The organism is Clostridium sp. JNZ X4-2 (assembly GCF_054889485.1).
Map to the genome: position 1 here is coordinate 1,244,339 of NZ_CM142685.1, position 18,921 is coordinate 1,263,259.

Below are 18,921 nucleotides of genomic sequence, written 5' to 3' on the forward strand. Positions count from 1 at the left end.
ATTTAAATGGATTTACAATTTTGGTGGATGCTGTTTAAAATAATTATATCACTGCTTTTTATAATTTCTCTAATATATATTTTTGTTAAATATGGAGGAGGAAAGCTTCAAAGTATTCAAGGCAGCAAATATATAAATATACTTGAAAGAACCCAGCTTTCTAAAGAAAATGCCCTATTTGTAGTAAAAATAGGCGAAAAAGGATATGTGGTTTCATCTGCAAATGGCAGAATTGAAATAGTCTGCGAGTTGGCTAAAGAAGAGATAACAAAAATCGAGAGCACAAAAAATGTATATGAATATAAAAATTTAAAGGACTTATATACAAAAAGTGGTCTTGAAAATATATTCAAAAAGGCTAACCACAATTTTTTAGGTAAAAAACTTAAATTAAAAAAGGAAGATAAAGATGAACAATAAACACAGCAAAAGTATTATAACTATTTCAGTTTTGATATTTGCTTTTATTATTTTAAAAGGTTTTAGTGTACAGGCAGCTCCTACTGATTTTCCAATACCAAATGTGAATGTTTCCGTAGATAATGCTTCTACACCACAGCAATATGTAGGTAATATAAAATTGCTTATAGTGCTGACAATACTCACACTGCTTCCTTCGATTATAATGATGATGACAAGCTTTGTAAGAATCATAGTGGTATTTGGATTTTTAAGGAGTGCCATGGGAACCCAGCAGGCTCCTCCAAATCAAGTATTGATAGGACTTGCTCTTTTTCTCACAGTATTTATAATGCTGCCTGTTTACGGGAAGATAAATTCTACAGCCATACAGCCTTATTTGAACAATAAGATAACTGAAGAGCAGGCCATAGAAACGGGAGCAAAACCTTTGAGAAATTTTATGCTGAGACAGACAAGGCAAAAAGATCTCAAATTGTTTGTGGATAATGCCAAGTTGAATTATAAAGTTACAAAAGACAATGCACCTCTTTATGTGGTGATTCCAGCTTATATGATAAGTGAATTGAAGACTGCTTTTCAAATAGGTTTTTTGCTTTACATACCTTTTATGATAATAGATTTGGTAGTGTCAAGTGTACTTATGTCCATGGGAATGTTCATGCTTCCTCCGGTAATGATATCACTGCCCTTTAAGCTGCTTTTATTTGTCATGGTAGATGGGTGGTATTTACTTGTAAAATCCTTGATTATAAGTTTTTCGTGAGGTGAATTTAGATGAGTGAAAATATGGTATTGGGTATTATAAAAGATGCAATACAGACAGGACTTTTAATTTCAACACCTATTCTGATAGTTTCAATACTTGTAGGTCTCATAATAAGTATATTTCAGGCTACCACTCAGATACAGGAGCAGACACTTACTTTTGTGCCCAAACTTATTGCCATTGCTGTAGTGGGTCTTTTTACTGCAACCTGGATGCTTCATCAAATGGTGGGTTTTACTGAAAGAATTTTTACATACATAGCACATATAACTCAGTAATTTATCAGTTAAGAGTTAAGAGTGTATAGTTTATAGTTACGGAGTGGATTAGTTTGATAAATACACTGTATTTTACGGCTTTGGTACTTGTAAGTATTAGGATGTTTTGTTTTTTTATAATGATTCCCATATTTTTTCCCAGCGGTACTCCAGATACGGTTAAAGTAGGATTGACTTTGGTTATGGCTTATATACTTCTGCCGGGTATAGATTATTCTGCTGTAAATACTATAAACAATACCATTCCATTTATATATAATTGTGTAAATGAAGCTGCAGCGGGTCTCACATTGGGGTTTTTGGTGAGTTTATGTTTTACGGCATTTAGAATCGCAGGCAGTTATATGGATTTACAAATAGGGCTTTCTATGATGAGTATGTTTGATCCAAATTCAAATAGCACATCTACACTTTTAGAACGCCTTATGTATTGGTTTGGCATGGTGGTTTTTCTTGCAGTAGATGGCCATCATATGCTTATAAAATCTTTGCTGGAGAGTTTTAGCACCATAAAGCTTGGAACTTTTTTCTTGGGACAGGGATCTATTAACATTATAATAAAAGCTTTTATAACATATTTTTCTATAGCATTAAAAATAGCAGTGCCTGTACTGCTTATAATTTTAATGACGGATTTAACCATGTCCCTTGTTGCAAGAACTGTTCCGCAGCTTAATATAATGATACTGGGGCTTCCTATAAAAATATTGGTGGGTATGGCTTCCTTTTGTTTTGCACTTCCCATATTTCTGCAGATTATGGAAAAAACTTTTTATGCCATACCGGACTCCATAAGAGGATTTTATCATACACTGCCCCTGCTCATAATATTTGCCTCTGATGATAAAACCGAGGAAGCTACCCCTAGAAAAAAAAGTGATGCCAGGAAAAAAGGACAGATTGCCAAAAGTAAAGAAGTAGCTCTTGCACTGACTCTTTTGGCTTCTACGCTGGTTATACTTATAGCGGGGGGGTATGTAGGTTCTCAGATGAAAAATACTATGGTGGCATTTTTTAATAATTATCTCACAACCTCTTTAAATTATGAAAGTGTCCAAAGAATAGCTTTTATAACTATATGGAGATTGGGAATTATATTTTTGCCTATAGCCGTCCCTATATTGCTTATGGGAGTTATATCAAATATGCTTCAGACTAGAGGGATTGTAACCAGCCATCCCCTGAAACCTGACTTATCCAAATTGAATCCTGTAAATGGACTCAAGAGAATGTTTTCCATGAGATCTGTAATGGAGCTTTTTAAAGATACATTTATAGTAATTGTAGTTGGAATTATAGGATATAAATTTATAAAGGACAATTATGTATATATAATGACATTGAGTAATTTGAATTTTGAAAGTGTTGCTAAAGCCATATCAAAACTTACAGTGAACATATTTTTCAGGGTGACCATGATAATGCTCATAATAGCTGTTATAGATTACATATTTCAAAACTTTCAATATAATAAGGATCTCAGAATGTCCAAACAGGAAATAAAAGAAGAATACAAGCAAGACGAAGGAGATCCGCAGATTAAAAACAAGATAAAACAAAAACAGAGAGAAATAGGTATGAGAAGGATGATGCAGCAAGTCCCGAAGGCAACAGTAGTAGTTACAAATCCTACCCATGTGGCTGTGGCTCTTAAATATGAAGACGGCAAAAATGATGCACCTGTAGTGGTGGCAAAAGGATTGGATGCAGTAGCTTTTAGAATAAAAAAAGTAGCTAAGGAAAATGATGTGCCTGTAATTGAAAATCGGCCTCTTGCAAGGCTCCTGTATGATGAGGTGGATATTGACAGGGAAATTCCTGCAGAAATGTATCAGGCAGTAGCAGAGATACTGGCCTTGGTTTACAAGATGAGGTGATATTTTGGAAAGAAGCAGAAAGAGATTTAAATTAAAAGATAATGTGGATATACTTATGGCACTGCTGATTATAATGATAGTATTTATGATTATAATTCCGCTTCCAGCAAAATTACTGGATATATTAATTGCATTTAATATAACATTGTCTATAATTATAATACTTTTGACAATGTTTACTACAGAGGTACTGCAATTTTCGGTGTTTCCCACATTGCTTTTAATAACTACACTTTTTAGATTGGCTCTCAATATTTCTTCTGTAAGACTGATACTCAGGGACGCATATGCAGGAGAAGTTATAAATTCCTTTGGAGAATTTGTAGTTGGTGGAAGCTATGTAGTTGGAATAATAATATTTTTAATAATAATCATCATACAATTTATTGTAATAACAAATGGTGCCAACAGAGTTGCCGAAGTTTCAGCCAGATTTACACTGGATGCAATGCCCGGAAAGCAGATGAGTATTGATGCAGATTTGAATTCTGGATTGATAGATGAAAAAGGAGCCAGAGATAAAAGGTCAAAGCTTCAAAAAGAAGCGGATTTCTACGGAGCTATGGATGGTGCTTCTAAGTTTGTAAAAGGTGATGCCATAGCTGCCCTGGTAATTGTGGTGATAAATATAATAGCCGGAATAATTACGGGTATAGTTGTAAAAGGCATGGATGCTTCAGAAGCTGCCCAGACTTATACCAAATTGACTATAGGAGATGGTCTTGTATCTCAGCTTCCGGCACTTCTTATTTCCACAGCTTCCGGTATACTTGTCACCCGTTCCGGAAGCGATGAAGATTTTGGAACCATGGCCGTAAGGCAGTTATTGGGATTTCCAAAGGTAATAGCTATAGCTGGTGCAGTACTTTTGTTTTTGGCCATGATACCCGGCCTTCCTCATATGGCGTTTTTTATACTTGCAATAGCCTGTATTATAGCAGCATATCTATTGTATAAGGATGAAAAAGAACAAAACATTCAGCATGAAGCAATGCAGAATCAGGAAATGACTGAAATAGAAAACAAAGAGCCTGAAAATGTTATGAATCTCATATCTGTAGAACCTATGGAAATAGAAATAGGATATGGACTCATACCACTGGCGGATGAAAGTTCAGGAGGGGATCTTCTTCAGAGAATAACTTCAGTGAGAAGGCAGTGTGCTATTGAAATGGGAATAGTAGTACAGCCTATTAGGATCAGGGATAATCTGCAGCTTAAAACCAATGATTATGTAATAAAGATAAGGGGTACGGTAGTAGCTAAAGGCGAGCTTATGCCAAATATGCTGTTATGTATGGATCCTACTAATTCCAATAGTGACATTCAAGGTATAAGTACAGTTGAGCCTTCTTTTGGCCTTCCAGCTATCTGGATAAACAAGGATCAAAGGGAAGAAGCAGAAATTAAGGGATTAACGGTGGTGGATCCTACTACGGTTATGGTGACCCATCTTACGGAAACTATTAAGAATCATTCTTATGAACTTCTGGGGAGACAGGAAGTTAAACTTATTGTGGATTCTGTTAAGGAAAAGTATCCTACTGTAGTGGAAGAACTCATACCTGACTTATTGACCATAGGAGAACTCCAAAAGGTGCTGCAAAATCTTTTAAGGGAGAGAGTATCTATAAAAGATATGGTGACTATTATGGAATCTCTTGCGGATAATTCAAGAAGTACAAAGGATATAGAACTATTAACGGAATATGTGCGATTTTCACTGGGAAGAAGCATATGTAATTCCCTTATAGATGATAAGGGAGCAATTACTGTAATCACAATATCTCAGGAGCTGGAAAAATTAATAGGAAGCAATATTCAAAAATCCATGCAGGGTTCTTTTCCTGCTATAGATCCTGATATTACAAGCAAAATATTGAAGTCTCTCAGAAAAATGCTGGACTCGGTTTATTTTTATGAAAACCAGCCTGTAGTTTTGGTTTCACCAAAAATAAGGGCACCTTTCAGAAGGTTGATTGAGATGGTATTCCCATCAGTAAATGTATTATCGCTAAATGAGATACCAAATGATGTGGAGATAAAAACTGAAGGAGTGGTTTCAATATAATGATTATTAAAAGATATAAAGTTAATAGTATGAATGAAGCTGTTACCAGGATCAAATATGAACTTGGCAGTGAGGCTGTCATTATAAGTCAGAGAAAGATTAGAAAAAGAGGGATACTGGGATTTTTTTCTAAAAAGATCCTGGAGGTAACTGCTGCGGTGGATAATAAAAAAAGAGAAGACAATATGAATTATGGTATTAAAACCATAAAGAGAATAGTAAATGATAGTATGAAAAATAATTTATTGGATGTGGATGGAAAAGATACCAGAGCTGAAAATAGTGATTTGAAACAAAGGCCCGTTGAAACAAAAGGACTTTATGAAAATAGCATAGTGGAAAAAAATAATGATGATTTGATAAAAGAAGTACAGCAGATGAAGGGTATGTTAAACAAGATTATGAATAACCCTTATGGGAATATTGGAAAAAGCAAGCTTCAATTAAAACTTGAAAACAGTGATTTAAGCCAGAATGTAATAAAAAGAATATTGGGCAGTATAAATATTATGGAAGATGACAGGAAAGATGAAGAAAAGTTAAAAGAAGTAGTACAAAATATGATAAAGGTGGATAATAGGGAACTTTCCAATGCGGTGGTATTGATAGGACCTACTGGAGTAGGTAAGACCACTACCATTGCAAAGCTTGCAGGGAGGCTTGCCCTTATTGAAAAGAAAAAAATCGGACTTATAACTATAGATACATATAGAATAGGCGCAGTAGAGCAGCTGAGAACTTATGCAGATATAATGAATATACCCTTCAAGGTTGTATTTACTATAAAGGATATGGAAAAAACCGTGCAGGATATGAAAGACTGCGATGTTATTTTGATAGATACCACAGGGAGAAATAGCAAAAATAAAATGCAGATATCAGAACTGAGGGCATTTATAGATAAAATTAAAACGGATAATATACATTTGGTAATAAGCTGTACTACAAAAAACAAAGATATAGATGCAATAATAAATGGGTATAGCTATCTGAATTATAATGATATAATAATTACAAAATTGGATGAAACCTGTACTTATGGTTCTATATTAAATATTCTGCAATCGGCTAAAAAACCTATAAGCTTTGTCACCACGGGACAAAATGTACCTGAGGATATAAAAACTATGAGTTCTGAAGAATTAACAAAGCTTGTACTAGGAGAGGATATTATATGCTAGATCAGGCTGAGAAATTGAGAAAGCTGGTTCTGGAAGATAAAAAGATAAAAAAAGATACTGTACAGTGTGTTGTAAAGCCCAGAATAATAACAGTTACTTCCGGTAAAGGGGGAGTAGGAAAAAGCAATTTTGTGGTTAATACGGCAATAGCACTGCAGAAGATGAAGAAAAAGGTTCTTATAATGGATGCAGATATGGGAATGGGAAACGATCATGTACTTATGGGTTTTTTGCCCAGATACAGTGTGTATGATGTAATTCTTGGAGATAAGGGAATAGATGAAATTCTTGTAACAGGACCATTTGGAGTTAAATTGCTTCCCGGAGGAACGGGAATATCAAAAATTGAGGAAATAACAAAATCCCAAAGAGAGAATTTCATAAAAAAATTATCTCTATTAGGTGATTTTGACTATATAATACTGGATACAGGAGCCGGAATAAACAGGGATGTGCTTGGATTTATTGCCTGCTGTGAAGAAGTTATTGTGATTACCACGCCGGAACCTACATCTCTTACGGATGCATACAGTCTGGTTAAAGCCATAGATTATTTCAAATTGAAGAGTTCAGTAAAAATTGTTATAAATAAAGTCATGAATATTGAAGATGGAAAAAAAACTTTCAGCAAGTTTAACAGTGTGATGAATAGATTTTTAAATATTTATGCTGAATATCTGGGAAGCATGTCAGAGGATAAAAAGCTTATACAGGCAGTTAGAGAGCAAACTCCATTTTTGATAAGCTATCCCAATTCAAAGATTTCCAGAGAGGTGAATTTTATAGCAAATAAACTGAGCGGAGCTAAAACGGATAATAGGGGGAAGGGTGTCCAGGATTTATTTAGGAGAATTTTTGACGTTTTTTCGTAGAAAGAAGGGATAAAGTGAAGTGCAATGTTGAGTTTACAGTGAACAGCAGGATTGAAATAGAAATAGACGGACAAACCTATAAGAGCAATATTCAAGACATTTCAGATGATTGCATAGGCATAAATATACCTGTAAACAACCATAAATATATAGCTTTAAAAAAAGGAGACAAAATACGTGCAATATATTATTCAGGAAAAAACATATATAGTTTTCATACAGTAGTGGTAGGACGAAAAATAGAAAAGATACTTATAATAATGATAAAAAAACCTATGGAGATAGAGATTGTACAGAGAAGAAATTTTGTCAGAGTTCAAATAATTTTTGATGTACTCTGTGCCGTGGTTCCTGAGAAAGGGTATTTAGGCAATTTGAGCGATCAGGTAAGAACATTCAATGCCTATTCTGTAGATATGAGCGGCGGCGGCATGAAAATAGTTGTAAAGGACAAATTGGAATATAAATTGCGGATTGGCGATATTATTATAGTTACTATTCCCATGGAAAACGACAGTTTAACTGTAAAGGGGAAGATAGTAAGGATTGACAGAAACAATGATAATTCAAAACTGATACTTGGGCTGGCTTTTACGGATCTGGATAAAATGAACAGGGAAAGGATTATAAGACTGCTGTTTCAGATAATGAGGGAACATATAAAAAAAGGAGCAAAGGAGGAATAAAATATGGCTTTGGCAAATGAGCTGAATATAAAAGAAGAATTAGTGAAAAAGTATCTTCCTCTTGTAAAATATATTGCTTCTAGAGTTATAATCGGGAAAACCAAATACATCGAGTATGAAGATCTGGTCAGTTATGGCATGTTGGGTTTAATGGATGCAATAAGTAAATTTGATAAAAATAGAGGAATGAAGTTCTCTACTTATGCATCTATAAGAATAAAAGGCTCAATGATAGATGAGCTGAGGAGAAACAGTCCCATCTCCAAGGGATCTATGGATAAGCTTAATAAATATAATGGAGCTGTGGAATCCCTTCAGAAGGAATTGGGCAGAGAGCCCAGAAGTATTGAAATAGCAAATAAACTCCATATGTCCCTGAAGGAAATGATGGAGATTGAAAATTATATAAATTATATATCTATAGTGTCATTGGAGGACTTAATATTTTCGGATGATGACGATATTCCTCTCATGGGCACTATAGAAGATACTAAAAGTCCAAGCCCTGAAAAGAGTTTAGAAGAAAAAGAAAAACTGGAGTATTTGGCCAAAGCTTTAGAAATTTTGAATGAAAAAGATAATTTAGTGCTTACACTGTACTATTATGAAGAATTGACATTAAAGGAAATAGGACACATTTTAAATGTGTCGGAATCCAGGGTATGCCAGCTCCACGGCAGGGCAATTATGCATTTGAGAAAGGCTATGGTTAAATTAAAATATATGTATAAGTAATGTAGTTTTTACAGAAAGGAAATTTTTATGGCTTCAATTATATTAGTTGCAGTGGGGATGATTTTAATAACGTTAAATTTAAATGCCCTATTGAAGGAAAAAAAGTCTTTTAAAGGACAATTGAACGTGAAGCAAAATGAGATGGAAGATTATAAGATAGAAATTGGGAAAATAAGAAAAGAGTTTGCAGAAACAGTATTTGAACTTCAAGGAGAAATTGAGAGCTTGAAAAATGAAAATAAAAATAACATGGATAAGATGATTTTATATGATAGATCGGGAAAGAAAGTAAACAAGGAATCTAATTCTGAAAAACCTGTCTCAGAAATTAATAATGAAGGCAGTTTAAAAGAACATGAAACTGAGAAGGTTAATACTGAAGATGTGAATAATATCAGAATTGATGAAATAAGAAATTTACTTCATAAAAATATATCGGTAGATGAAATCTGCAAAAAAACTGGTATTGGTAAGGGGGAGATTCTATTAATAAAAGAATTATACACAAGGTAAGGGCCTTTTTTGACTTTCTTAGCGATAGAAAGGTATTGCTAGGTATAGGTATAGGTATTTTGTTAGCTACCTTTATTATGAGTGGAGTTAAAATTCAGTATCAAATGAGTAAAAGTCAAATTGAGGATAAGGCTAGATCCATGGGAATGCAGTACCCTGATGAAATGAAAGTAATCAATAACGGAGGTGAAAATAAATGATTAGAAGTTTTTACACAGCGGTATCAGGTATGATAACTCAAGAGGCAAGACAGGACGTAATAACCAATAATCTGGCCAATGTAAATACAGTGGGATTTAAGGAAGATAGCTTGGCTGTAAAACCATTTAATGATGTACTTTTGCAGAATTATGATAAAATATCTGCAGGTAAAAATGTAAGAAATGTAATAGGATCTATAAGTTTGGGAAGTGGAATAGATTCAGTTAATACCGGATTTACTCAGGGAACTATAGAATCTACCGGCATTCCTACGGATTTTGCCATAGATGGAAGAGGATTTTTTACTGTCCAAAGACCTGATGGAAATGAATTTTATACAAGAGATGGGCACTTTCATGTAGATATAAATGGAATGCTGGTAGATGATTCGGGAAACGATGTTATAGGCAGGGATACCCAAAGAGGAAGCCTGGGTCCTATAAATGCAGGTGGTGGAAGTATAACCTCGGATAATTACGGAAATATAAGTATAGATGGGGTTCAGAAATATAAAATTTACACGGTGGATTTTAATAATTATGATACCTTAACTAAAGTTGGAGATAATTTATATACGGGGGCAAACCCTGTGGAATCCAATGCAGTGGTAAGACAGAATTCACTGGAAAAATCCAATGTGAATATAGTAAATGAAATGTCCGATTTACTTACGACTATGAGGAGTTTTGAAACGGATCAAAAGGCAGTACAATCAATTGATGAAACTCTAGACAAACTTATAAATGAAGTTGGAAAAGTATAAAAATTAAAGAACAATTGAGAAGGGTGGTTTTGTAATGCTCAGGGCTATATGGAATAGTAGAAGTGCCATGAATGCAGAACAGGAAAAACTGGATAGTATATCCAACAATATGGCTAATATAAATACCTCTGGATATAAAAGGGAAGATGTGAATTTTCAGGATCTGGTATATGAAACTTTAAACAGGGCAGGGTATCCCACTAATCCAGATGGAACAAATACAATTAATGGAACAGGGGTAAAAACTACAGAATGGATTAGGGATACTTCCCAGGGAAGCATTAGGGAAACTGGATTGAAAACAGATATGGCAATAGATGGGCAGGGCTTTTTCAGGGTTGCTCTTCCAAATGGTACATCAGCTTACGAGAGAGCAGGTAATTTTAATGTGGATGAAGGGGGAAATTTAGTTGATGCAGATGGAAACAGGCTGGAAGTGAATTTAACCGCCCAGGGCACCGCCCTTTTTAATTCAGGTACAGTGTTTAATGACAATAACTTTAAAGTAGATGAAAAAGGGCAGATATACATGAATATAAATGACAGCAGCATATTATATGGTAAAATAAATGTGTACAATGCAGTGGGACAAGACGCTATGAGATCCATTGGGGATAATCTGTATGTACCTGAAAATAATGTTCAAATGAATCTAAATGGAAATGCCAATATAATTCAAGGTTATCTGGAGCAGTCAAATGTAGATTTGGGACAGGAAATGACAGATATGATACTGGCTCAGAGGTCTTTTGAACTTGCATCCAAGGGGATTACAACTTCAGATGAAATGTGGGGACTTATAAATAGTATGAAAAGATAGCTGGGTTTAAACTTTTATGTAAACATATGGGATGTATCTACATATAATGTATAGATGTAATATTTTCAGGAGGAGTTATAATATGTACAGATGTCCCATTATGGATTCCAATGAATATATTGGAGAAGATGATATGTATGATTGGGATGCTGGTTATCCTATACAGGATATGTATCCACCTAATATGTATAGAATGTGCCCAATGATGTTAAATAATTCAAGCCCATGCATGAATTGTATGTATCAAATGGATCCTATGCAATCATCCCCCCCAACATATCCACCACCTTATAATAAACCAGGGGAAATGACGGGGTATTACAGGCCTTATGATGATATGGATGACTTGGATATGGAAGAAGAGGAATCCGTAAATACAGAGCCGGAAGATGAAAATATAAATAAAAAGGAAGAATTTGTGGATAATAGCGAATGCGGAGCTAAGATAAGAACTGTAAATATGTCAGAAATTGAAGATTAAGGATAAAAGATCTGAAGGTATTTCCTCCAGATCTTTTATCCTTTTACAGCAGATTTTTAAAATTCAATTCTATGAAGACAGGGCAGCGGTAAGTGGTGGAATGACCTGCTTCTTTCTTGAAAGAATACCCGGTATGTAAGCACTTCCATCTTTTAGATTTATTCCGAAAGCCTTAGAAACTATATCTTGATGTTCTCCTGCAACAATTAACTCAGATCCGCTCTTCAGTATGTTGGTTACCATAAATATTATGAGATCAAAATTTTCATCCTTACATTTTGATTCCATAGCACTTATCACATCACTTCTTATAGTTTTGAACCCCTCTGCATCCGTGGTGGAAACTTGGCCAACCCCTATTTTTGTTTTGGAAATATTAAAAATTTTAAAGTCCTGATTCAATATTTCATCTGGAGTTTCTCCTTCAAGAGAAGAAGCTGCTTTAAACATCTGTCTGGAAAAAGCTTCAGGATCTATATCTGCTATGGCTGATAATCTTTTTAGTATTAACTTATCCAGATCTGTAGAAGTAGGTGATCTGAACAACAGGGTATCTGAAATTATAGCAGCACATAAAAGACCTGCAATTTTTTGAGAAGGTCTTATTCCATTTTCAAAAAATCGTGAAGCTACTATGGTAGCAGTGCAGCCTACTGGTTCATTTCTGAAATATATAGGGGAACCGGTTTGCACGTCTCCTATTTTGTGATGATCCAATATCTCAAGTATTTCTGCATCCTCAAGACCCCGGACGGATTGAGATCTTTCATTATGATCTACAAGTATCACTTTTTTCTTATTTTGAGATATGAGATGATATCTTGAAATATTTCCTATAACCTTATTTTCAGAGTCAACTACGGGATAACTCCTATACCTGGTTTTAAGCATGACATCCCTTACATCATCTATAAGGTCATAAATTTTAAAAGACAATATGTTATCCTTTTTCATAACATAGCCTACGGGAATACTCTGAGGTATCAGTCTGGAGGCTGTAAATGTATCAAATGGTGTGATTATAACTGAACAGTTTACTTCCTTGGCTTTTTTTATTATACTTTCGTCTACTTCATGATTGCCTGTTATTATCATAAGTGAAGCCCTGGAATTCAATATTACATCCTGTGCATCCAGCCTATCCCCGCAAAGTACTATGTCTTCCTTTTCCAGTATTTCTCCAATGCTTTCCGGCTGCATTGCAGCAACTATGACTTTACCGTTGAATTTAGGGTTTTCTTCAGCAGCATATATGCATTTGGCGGAAAGAGTATCGAGTATGTTTTCAAGAGTAGTACCGCTTTTCTCTATTACATTGGCATCCCATATGTCCATATAACAGGAAGTTATATTGGATTGAGATGCAATACCTATTAATTTATCGTCATCATCTACAACAGGAAGAGTTTTTACACTGTTTTTACTTATCATTGCCCAAGCTGTTTTAAGAGATGTTTCCGGAGATATAGGATTTACACTGTCGATATCCAAATCAGAAATTTGTGCCTTAACATTTTCCACTAGTTTTTGGGGCTTAACCTTAAAATAATCCAGTACAAATTTAGTTTCCTTATTTAAATTTCCTAATCTTATGGGAATTGCATTAACTCCCATTTTGTTTTTGAATTCTGCATAAGCTATTGAAGAACATATGGAATCTGTATCTGGATTTTTATGTCCTGTAATGTATACAACATCATTCATAAATTTTTCCTCCTAAGTATGTGTATAAAACAATATGTGTATATAAAATCATTATCATGGATTAATATAAATATTATAGCAAAATTTAGACCAATTATCCACTAGCTATTAATTATATCCATATATTTAAGTGTATAAACATTAGATTTTTATAAGAAATTGTGAACCGCGCATTGTGAATTGTAAGCTGTGCATTTGATCAAAACTGTCATAATGGAATGCAAAATAGGCATATATTTAATTAACATAGAGAGAATAAATACCTTGGAGGGATAAAATTGATTAATGAAAGAGAGCTGGAAAGTGGTCTCACACAAATTGAAGCAGAGAGAAGGTTAAAAAAGTATGGAACTAATACCATTGAAAAGAAAAAGGGAATATCCCCTGTAAAAATATTTTTTTCTCAGTTCAATGATTTTATAACCTGGATTCTTATAGTAGCCACTGTCATATCTGGATTCATGGGGGAAAAGGCAGATGCAATAACCATACTTATTATTATAATCATGAATGCCATATTGGGTTTTGTACAGGAATTTAAAACCGAAAGATCTTTAGAAACCTTGAAAGAATTGGCTTCCCCTACATCCAGGGTGATTAGAGACGGAAAAATCAAAATTATAAATGCCCAGGAGCTGGTAGTAGGCGATGTAGTATTTTTAGAGTCTGGAGACAAGGTACCTGCAGATTGCATCTTATTATCTAAAGGAAATTTTATGGTGGATGAATCTCTTTTAACCGGGGAATCTGAAGGAGTTGAAAAAAGTAATTTCGGTAAAAATAATTCTGTATATATGGGAACTATAGTTATTAAGGGAAAGGGAAAAGCCAAAGTGGTGCAAACAGGCATGAAGACAGAGATGGGAAAAATAGCAGGTATGCTTCAGAATATTGAAAAAGACAGATCACCACTTAAAGAAAAATTGGCATCCCTGGGAAAAGTACTGGTAGTCATATGTGTTGCCATATGTATCATAGTAACTTTAACTGGTGTCTGGAGGGGACAGGATAAATATGAAATGTTTTTAGTTGGAGTGAGTTTGGCAGTAGCAGCTATTCCGGAGGGACTTGCAGCTATAGTCACTGTTGCGCTGGCTCTTGGGGTATCCAGAATGTTAAAAAGAAATGCCCTTGTCAGAAAATTACCTGCAGTGGAGACATTGGGATGTACTTCTGTAATTTGCAGTGATAAGACAGGCACCCTTACTGAAAACAAGATGACTGTAAAGGCACTGTACTTTAATGGGAAAATATATAAAGTTGACAGAGGGGTTTTCCCTGAAAATATAACTATGAAAAAAGCTTTTACATATTGCAATGATTTTAATTTCGACATAAAAAAAGTTCACATTTCAGAAGCACTTATGGGTGATCCTACGGAAACGGCTTTAATAAAAGCATTTTTCAGGGAGGGAAAGACTCTGAAAAAATTTATGGATGGGGTAGAGAGAATTTATGACATACCTTTTGACTCCGATAGAAAAATGATGTCCGTCATAATGAAAGAAGGTTCTAAAAAGGTATGTTATGTAAAGGGAGCACCTGAAAGGGTGATAAATAGATGTAAGTATATATTGGATAGAGGAGAGGTTAAGCTTCTTACTTCCAGTGAAAAAAACAAGGTTTTAAGGGCAGTGGAAAATATGACTTCTGATGCCTTGAGGTGTATAGCAGGTGCTTATAAGGACAGCGGGGTGACTGCCGGAAAGACATTGGAAAATAATTTGATTTTTATAGGAATAGCCGGAATTATAGATCCCCCTAGAAGAGAAGTAAAGGATGCTGTGTTAAAATGTAAATTGGCGGGTATAAGGCCTGTTATGATAACGGGGGATCATAAAAACACAGCTTTTGCCATTGGGAAAGAATTGGACATATGCAAAACACAATCACAGGTTATAACAGGAGAGGAATTAGACAAGCTAAGTGATAGGGAACTTTCAGCTAAAATACAGCAGGTTTCTATATTTGCAAGGGTTAATCCAGGACATAAGCTTAGAATAGTTAAAGCTTTTAAAACTAAGGGAAATATTGTGGCCATGACGGGAGATGGTGTAAATGATGCTCCAGCAGTAAAAGAAGCGGATATTGGAATCTGTATGGGGATATCAGGTACGGATGTAACTAAAGAGGCATCATCTATGATACTTCTGGATGATAATTTTACCACCATAGTAGCTGCAGTAGAAGAGGGAAGGGTTATTTATGACAATATAAGAAAATTTATAAGATATCTGCTGTCCTGTAATCTGGGAGAGGTTTTAACCATGCTTTTAACCTCCATATTTGCATTGGAAACACCTCTTTTACCTATACAAATACTCATGGTAAATTTAGCTACGGATGGACTGCCTGCTATAGCTCTTGGAGTGGATCCGGCAGAAGGGGATATAATGAGAGGAAAGCCAAGGGCTAAAAGTGAAAGTATATTTGCCAGGGGACTCAGTGAAAAAATCATTGTGAGGGGGGCGCTTATAGGAGTATGTACAGTATTTGCCTTTGTAATAGGATTATATTTGGGATTTGGGCTGAAAACAGCAAGAACTATGGCACTTTGTACCCTTATAATATCTCAGCTCATACATGTATTTGAATGCAGATCAGAAAAACATTCTATATTTGAAATAAATTTATTTACCAACGTATATCTTCTAGCTGCAGTTGCTACGTCTATAACCATGCTGTTATGCACAATCTATATACCATTCCTACAAATGGTATTCCATACTTCACCCCTTATGATTTCACAGTGGGGTATAGTATTGTTCTTTTCCGGTATAATTGCATTTATGAACAGCTTATATTTATATTTCAAATCAAATAATGCTTAAGTCTGGAAGATGATAGGATTTCTAAAAACAATTTTAATTTCAAGTTGTAGAAAAGCTTCATATTTTCATTCTTCAAAATATGAAGCTTTATCTGCAATAAAAATAATCATATTTATAAGATTGTAATTAAAATCTATTGTAAATTGTCATATTGTTATACAGTTAATATAAAATAAAGTATAAAGCTAGGCAAAGATACAAGAATATTGAAAAATCAAATAATTATATGTATTGATTTTTTACCGTTTTTATGTTGAAATATAATTAAGTAATACTATAAAAATATTTACTTAGAATAAACATCTTAAGTTAGGAGGAGATCATAAATATGAGATAGCTTACTTGAAAACATTGAATCTGATGAAGTATTTAAATATTTTAAACAAATCAGAAATACTTCAATAAATTAGGGAGGTACATATTATTCATGAATAAAAAATTATCTAAAGGTGCATATGGCGGCATATCTGGTAAAGATTATGTCCCGTATATTTCCGAGGGTTCTAAATCCGGCGGAAATACTGCTGTATTAATAATCGGTATTATGCTGGCTGTGCTATTTTCAGCATCTACTGCCTATTCAGGTATGAAAGCAGGGCTTACAGTTGCCGCCGGCATACCTGGTTCTATATTAGGTTCCGTATTTATAACTATATTTGCTAAACAAAAAGGTATTCTTGGTAAAAACCTGATTCAAGGTATGTCAAGTGGTGGAGAATCCATTGCCAGCGGTATGATATTTGTTTTGCCGGCAATTCTTTTAATAGGCTCGAAAGTCTCTTTTCTGGAAGGTTTTGTTGTTGGCGTAGGCGGAGCTTTATTTGGTATAGGAATAGCTTCCCTTGTTTACAATTATTTAATAGTTGAAGAACATGGAAAATTAATGTACCCCGAGTCAATGGCTATATCTGAAACTCTTGTTGCTTCAGAAGGTGCCAAAGAATCAATCAAGTACATGGGAATTGGATTTGGGATAGGTGGTGCTATAACTGTTCTAACCAGTTCATTTCTAAATGTGGCTAACAATGTTATAAGTTATGTAAATGAGTCCTTCTATAAATGGAAATTTGAAGTTGAAGTCAATCCCCTGTTAATAGGTATAGGATTTATAGTTGGTATGGAAGTATCTTTGACCATGTTTGCTGGTTCTATATTATCCAATTTTGCTGTTATGCCTTTAATAGGCTATTTTAGTTCTTTAGGACAAGGTGGTCCGTCTGTATGGAACAATCCCCATGTTGCTGTAAATGCCATGCAGGTTAAAGATATAGCAGGCAGTTATGTAAAGTATATCGGCGCAGGTATGATGCTTTCCGGCGGCTTGATAAGTGCTGTAAAACTTATACCAACTATAGGATCTTCTATAAAGGAAACTCTTAATGCCAAGTCTTCAAAAGGCAGCGGCAGTTCATCTGCTGAAAACCTAATATTGATTGGTGGTATAGTGATAGGTTTTGTAGGCGGTTTTCTGGTATCGGGCGGCAACATATTAATGGCAGTAATTGTTTCTATTTTATCACTATTGTTATCCATGTTGTTTGTTATAGTTTCCGGCCGCTTGACTGGTACCATAGGAACTTCAAACCTTCCTGTATCTGGAATGACTATAGCTTCTATAGTTATTGTAACATTATTGTTTGTGGGAATGGGATGGAAAAACATTGGAGATAATAGATCCCTGCTATTGTTTGGTACATTCATAGTTACTGCCATAGCTGCAGCAGGAGGTTACTGTCAATCACAAAAAGTTACTTTTATAGTTGGCGGTGACAAGAATGAAATGCAGAAATATTTTGCCATAGCCAGTGTAGTTGGTGTTGCAGTAGTTACTGGTGTCATATTATTACTTTCAAGTCAGCTTGCAATGACTGGTGATAGCGTACCTTTTGCATTACCTCAGGCTAATTTGATGTCAACATTGACTGCAGGTATAATGTCAAATAAATTGCCATGGGTCATGATAATTGTGGGAGTTGTCATGGGAGCTGTTTTATTCTTGGTAAAACTTCCTGTAATGACAGTTGCTATAGGATTTTATTTGCCTATATCTACTACTTCCATAATATTGATAGGCGCATTCATCCGATTATTTGTAGAAAAAATTTCTAAAACTGAGAAAGAAAAGGAAGCTAAAATTTCCAATGGCGTAAGCTTATCATCCGGACTTGTTGCCGGCGGATCCATAATAGGACTTATTGGTATAATACTTCAGGTATCAGGCGTTATAAAAGGAAATGGCCCAAGTGGATTTGCAGCTACTAATGGAATGGCATTTGTGCTGCTGATAGTCCTTGTAATAGCAACTGTAATACCTATAGTGAAAAGTAAAGTAAAAAATGCCGAGTAACAATGAAGAAGTTTTAAGTATAATATTCAAAATTTCTGATAACATGGAATATGAAGTTGATAAAGAGGGTATTGTGACTATACTTGAAAAACAGGATCACAAGATTCAGAATCTTTTTAGAAAACTTAAATTCAGAATTCCGGAATATAAAAAAATTACTATGGATGAGTACGGAAGTTATGTATTTTTACAAATAGATGGCAATAAAACTGTAAAAGATATTGGAGAGAATCTGGAAGTGAAGTATGGTGATAAAATTCATCCAATCTATGAAAGGTTGCTGCTGTTTTTAAATCATATTGATATTAATTGTCACTATATAGAAAAAATAAATTTGTAATAAAAAAGACGGCACTGCATTGCAGCTGCCAT

The 18,921-nt window shown here is 34.6% G+C and carries 17 protein-coding genes; 16 read left to right on the top strand and 1 reads right to left on the bottom strand.

Going from position 1 to position 18,921, the window contains the following annotated elements; all coding sequences use genetic code 11:
• Window positions 1–6 precede the first annotated feature (6 nt).
• From ACYUJ6_RS05935 to ACYUJ6_RS05995, 13 genes are all read left to right on the top strand, one after another.
• Complete coding sequence (locus ACYUJ6_RS05935) at window positions 7–420, top strand: flagellar biosynthetic protein FliO (RefSeq protein ID WP_461844917.1); 414 nt, start codon at window positions 7–9, stop codon at window positions 418–420.
• A complete protein-coding gene (fliP, locus tag ACYUJ6_RS05940; RefSeq protein WP_461844918.1) occupies window positions 410–1,186 on the top strand; it encodes a flagellar type III secretion system pore protein FliP in 777 nt (258 codons plus the stop codon). Before ACYUJ6_RS05935 ends, fliP begins: the two co-directional genes overlap by 11 nt.
• Window positions 1,187–1,197: 11 nt before the next feature.
• Window positions 1,198–1,467, top strand: a complete 270-nt coding sequence (gene fliQ / locus ACYUJ6_RS05945) for a flagellar biosynthesis protein FliQ (protein ID WP_461844919.1) — start codon at window positions 1,198–1,200, stop codon at window positions 1,465–1,467.
• A 53-nt stretch (window positions 1,468–1,520) separates the two neighbouring features.
• Window positions 1,521–3,344: a fused FliR family export protein/FlhB family type III secretion system protein gene (locus tag ACYUJ6_RS05950; protein ID WP_461844920.1), complete on the top strand. Its 1,824-nt coding sequence runs from the start codon at window positions 1,521–1,523 to the stop codon at window positions 3,342–3,344.
• A gap of 55 nt (window positions 3,345–3,399) precedes the next feature.
• A complete protein-coding gene (gene flhA / locus ACYUJ6_RS05955; protein ID WP_461845454.1) occupies window positions 3,400–5,415 on the top strand; it encodes a flagellar biosynthesis protein FlhA in 2,016 nt (671 codons plus the stop codon).
• Window positions 5,415–6,596, top strand: coding sequence for a flagellar biosynthesis protein FlhF (flhF, locus tag ACYUJ6_RS05960; protein WP_461844921.1), 1,182 nt, complete (start codon window positions 5,415–5,417; stop codon window positions 6,594–6,596). Before flhA ends, flhF begins: the two co-directional genes overlap by 1 nt.
• Complete coding sequence (locus ACYUJ6_RS05965; protein ID WP_461844922.1) at window positions 6,590–7,468, top strand: MinD/ParA family protein; 879 nt, start codon at window positions 6,590–6,592, stop codon at window positions 7,466–7,468. Before flhF ends, ACYUJ6_RS05965 begins: the two co-directional genes overlap by 7 nt.
• A 14-nt stretch (window positions 7,469–7,482) precedes the next feature.
• The gene (locus ACYUJ6_RS05970) at window positions 7,483–8,154 is read left to right on the top strand and encodes a flagellar brake protein (RefSeq protein WP_461844923.1); all 672 of its coding nucleotides are present in this window, start codon (window positions 7,483–7,485) and stop codon (window positions 8,152–8,154) included.
• Between the two features lie 3 nt (window positions 8,155–8,157).
• Window positions 8,158–8,889 (top strand): FliA/WhiG family RNA polymerase sigma factor, encoded by a 732-nt coding sequence (locus ACYUJ6_RS05975; RefSeq protein ID WP_461844924.1) that lies wholly within the window; start codon window positions 8,158–8,160, stop codon window positions 8,887–8,889.
• 27 nt (window positions 8,890–8,916) lie between these two features.
• Window positions 8,917–9,402 carry a hypothetical protein gene (locus ACYUJ6_RS05980; RefSeq protein WP_461844925.1) on the top strand — a complete coding sequence of 162 codons (486 nt, stop codon included), beginning with the start codon at window positions 8,917–8,919 and terminating at the stop codon, window positions 9,400–9,402.
• A gap of 196 nt (window positions 9,403–9,598) precedes the next feature.
• Window positions 9,599–10,366: a flagellar basal-body rod protein FlgG gene (locus ACYUJ6_RS05985; RefSeq protein ID WP_461844926.1), complete on the top strand. Its 768-nt coding sequence runs from the start codon at window positions 9,599–9,601 to the stop codon at window positions 10,364–10,366.
• A gap of 34 nt (window positions 10,367–10,400) precedes the next feature.
• Window positions 10,401–11,186 (top strand): flagellar basal-body rod protein FlgG, encoded by a 786-nt coding sequence (locus tag ACYUJ6_RS05990; protein ID WP_461844927.1) that lies wholly within the window; start codon window positions 10,401–10,403, stop codon window positions 11,184–11,186.
• 82 nt (window positions 11,187–11,268) lie between these two features.
• Window positions 11,269–11,667, top strand: coding sequence for a hypothetical protein (locus ACYUJ6_RS05995; protein WP_461844928.1), 399 nt, complete (start codon window positions 11,269–11,271; stop codon window positions 11,665–11,667).
• 69 nt (window positions 11,668–11,736) lie between these two features.
• On the opposite strand, the gene ACYUJ6_RS06000 is transcribed toward ACYUJ6_RS05995, so the two are convergent.
• Complete coding sequence (locus tag ACYUJ6_RS06000) at window positions 11,737–13,371, bottom strand: putative manganese-dependent inorganic diphosphatase (protein WP_461844929.1); 1,635 nt, start codon at window positions 13,369–13,371, stop codon at window positions 11,737–11,739.
• Window positions 13,372–13,652: 281 nt separating this feature from the next.
• On the opposite strand from ACYUJ6_RS06000, the gene ACYUJ6_RS06005 reads away from it, so the two are divergent.
• The 3 genes from ACYUJ6_RS06005 to ACYUJ6_RS06015 all read left to right on the top strand — a co-directional run bounded on the left by ACYUJ6_RS06005 (window position 13,653) and on the right by ACYUJ6_RS06015 (window position 18,889).
• Window positions 13,653–16,202, top strand: coding sequence for a calcium-translocating P-type ATPase, PMCA-type (locus tag ACYUJ6_RS06005; RefSeq protein ID WP_461845455.1), 2,550 nt, complete (start codon window positions 13,653–13,655; stop codon window positions 16,200–16,202).
• 427 nt (window positions 16,203–16,629) lie between these two features.
• Window positions 16,630–18,549, top strand: coding sequence for an OPT family oligopeptide transporter (locus ACYUJ6_RS06010; protein ID WP_461844930.1), 1,920 nt, complete (start codon window positions 16,630–16,632; stop codon window positions 18,547–18,549).
• Window positions 18,539–18,889: a PqqD family peptide modification chaperone gene (locus tag ACYUJ6_RS06015; RefSeq protein ID WP_461844931.1), complete on the top strand. Its 351-nt coding sequence runs from the start codon at window positions 18,539–18,541 to the stop codon at window positions 18,887–18,889. Before ACYUJ6_RS06010 ends, ACYUJ6_RS06015 begins: the two co-directional genes overlap by 11 nt.
• Window positions 18,890–18,921 lie beyond the last annotated feature (32 nt).

Excerpts from the sequence above, each read along its gene's own strand:
- ACYUJ6_RS05935 (WP_461844917.1), top strand. The coding sequence starts at position 7 with ATGGATTTACAATTTTGGTGGATGCTGTTTAAAATAATTATATCACTG.
- fliP (WP_461844918.1), top strand. The coding sequence starts at position 410 with ATGAACAATAAACACAGCAAAAGTATTATAACTATTTCAGTTTTGATA.
- fliQ (WP_461844919.1), top strand. The coding sequence starts at position 1,198 with ATGAGTGAAAATATGGTATTGGGTATTATAAAAGATGCAATACAGACA.
- flhA (WP_461845454.1), top strand. The coding sequence starts at position 3,400 with ATGGCACTGCTGATTATAATGATAGTATTTATGATTATAATTCCGCTT.
- flhF (WP_461844921.1), top strand. The coding sequence starts at position 5,415 with ATGATTATTAAAAGATATAAAGTTAATAGTATGAATGAAGCTGTTACC.
- ACYUJ6_RS05965 (WP_461844922.1), top strand. The coding sequence starts at position 6,590 with ATGCTAGATCAGGCTGAGAAATTGAGAAAGCTGGTTCTGGAAGATAAA.
- ACYUJ6_RS05975 (WP_461844924.1), top strand. The coding sequence starts at position 8,158 with ATGGCTTTGGCAAATGAGCTGAATATAAAAGAAGAATTAGTGAAAAAG.
- ACYUJ6_RS05980 (WP_461844925.1), top strand. The coding sequence starts at position 8,917 with ATGGCTTCAATTATATTAGTTGCAGTGGGGATGATTTTAATAACGTTA.
- ACYUJ6_RS05985 (WP_461844926.1), top strand. The coding sequence starts at position 9,599 with ATGATTAGAAGTTTTTACACAGCGGTATCAGGTATGATAACTCAAGAG.
- ACYUJ6_RS05990 (WP_461844927.1), top strand. The coding sequence starts at position 10,401 with ATGCTCAGGGCTATATGGAATAGTAGAAGTGCCATGAATGCAGAACAG.
- ACYUJ6_RS05995 (WP_461844928.1), top strand. The coding sequence starts at position 11,269 with ATGTACAGATGTCCCATTATGGATTCCAATGAATATATTGGAGAAGAT.
- ACYUJ6_RS06000 (WP_461844929.1), bottom strand. The coding sequence starts at position 13,371 with ATGAATGATGTTGTATACATTACAGGACATAAAAATCCAGATACAGAT.
- ACYUJ6_RS06010 (WP_461844930.1), top strand. The coding sequence starts at position 16,630 with ATGAATAAAAAATTATCTAAAGGTGCATATGGCGGCATATCTGGTAAA.
- ACYUJ6_RS06015 (WP_461844931.1), top strand. The coding sequence starts at position 18,539 with ATGCCGAGTAACAATGAAGAAGTTTTAAGTATAATATTCAAAATTTCT.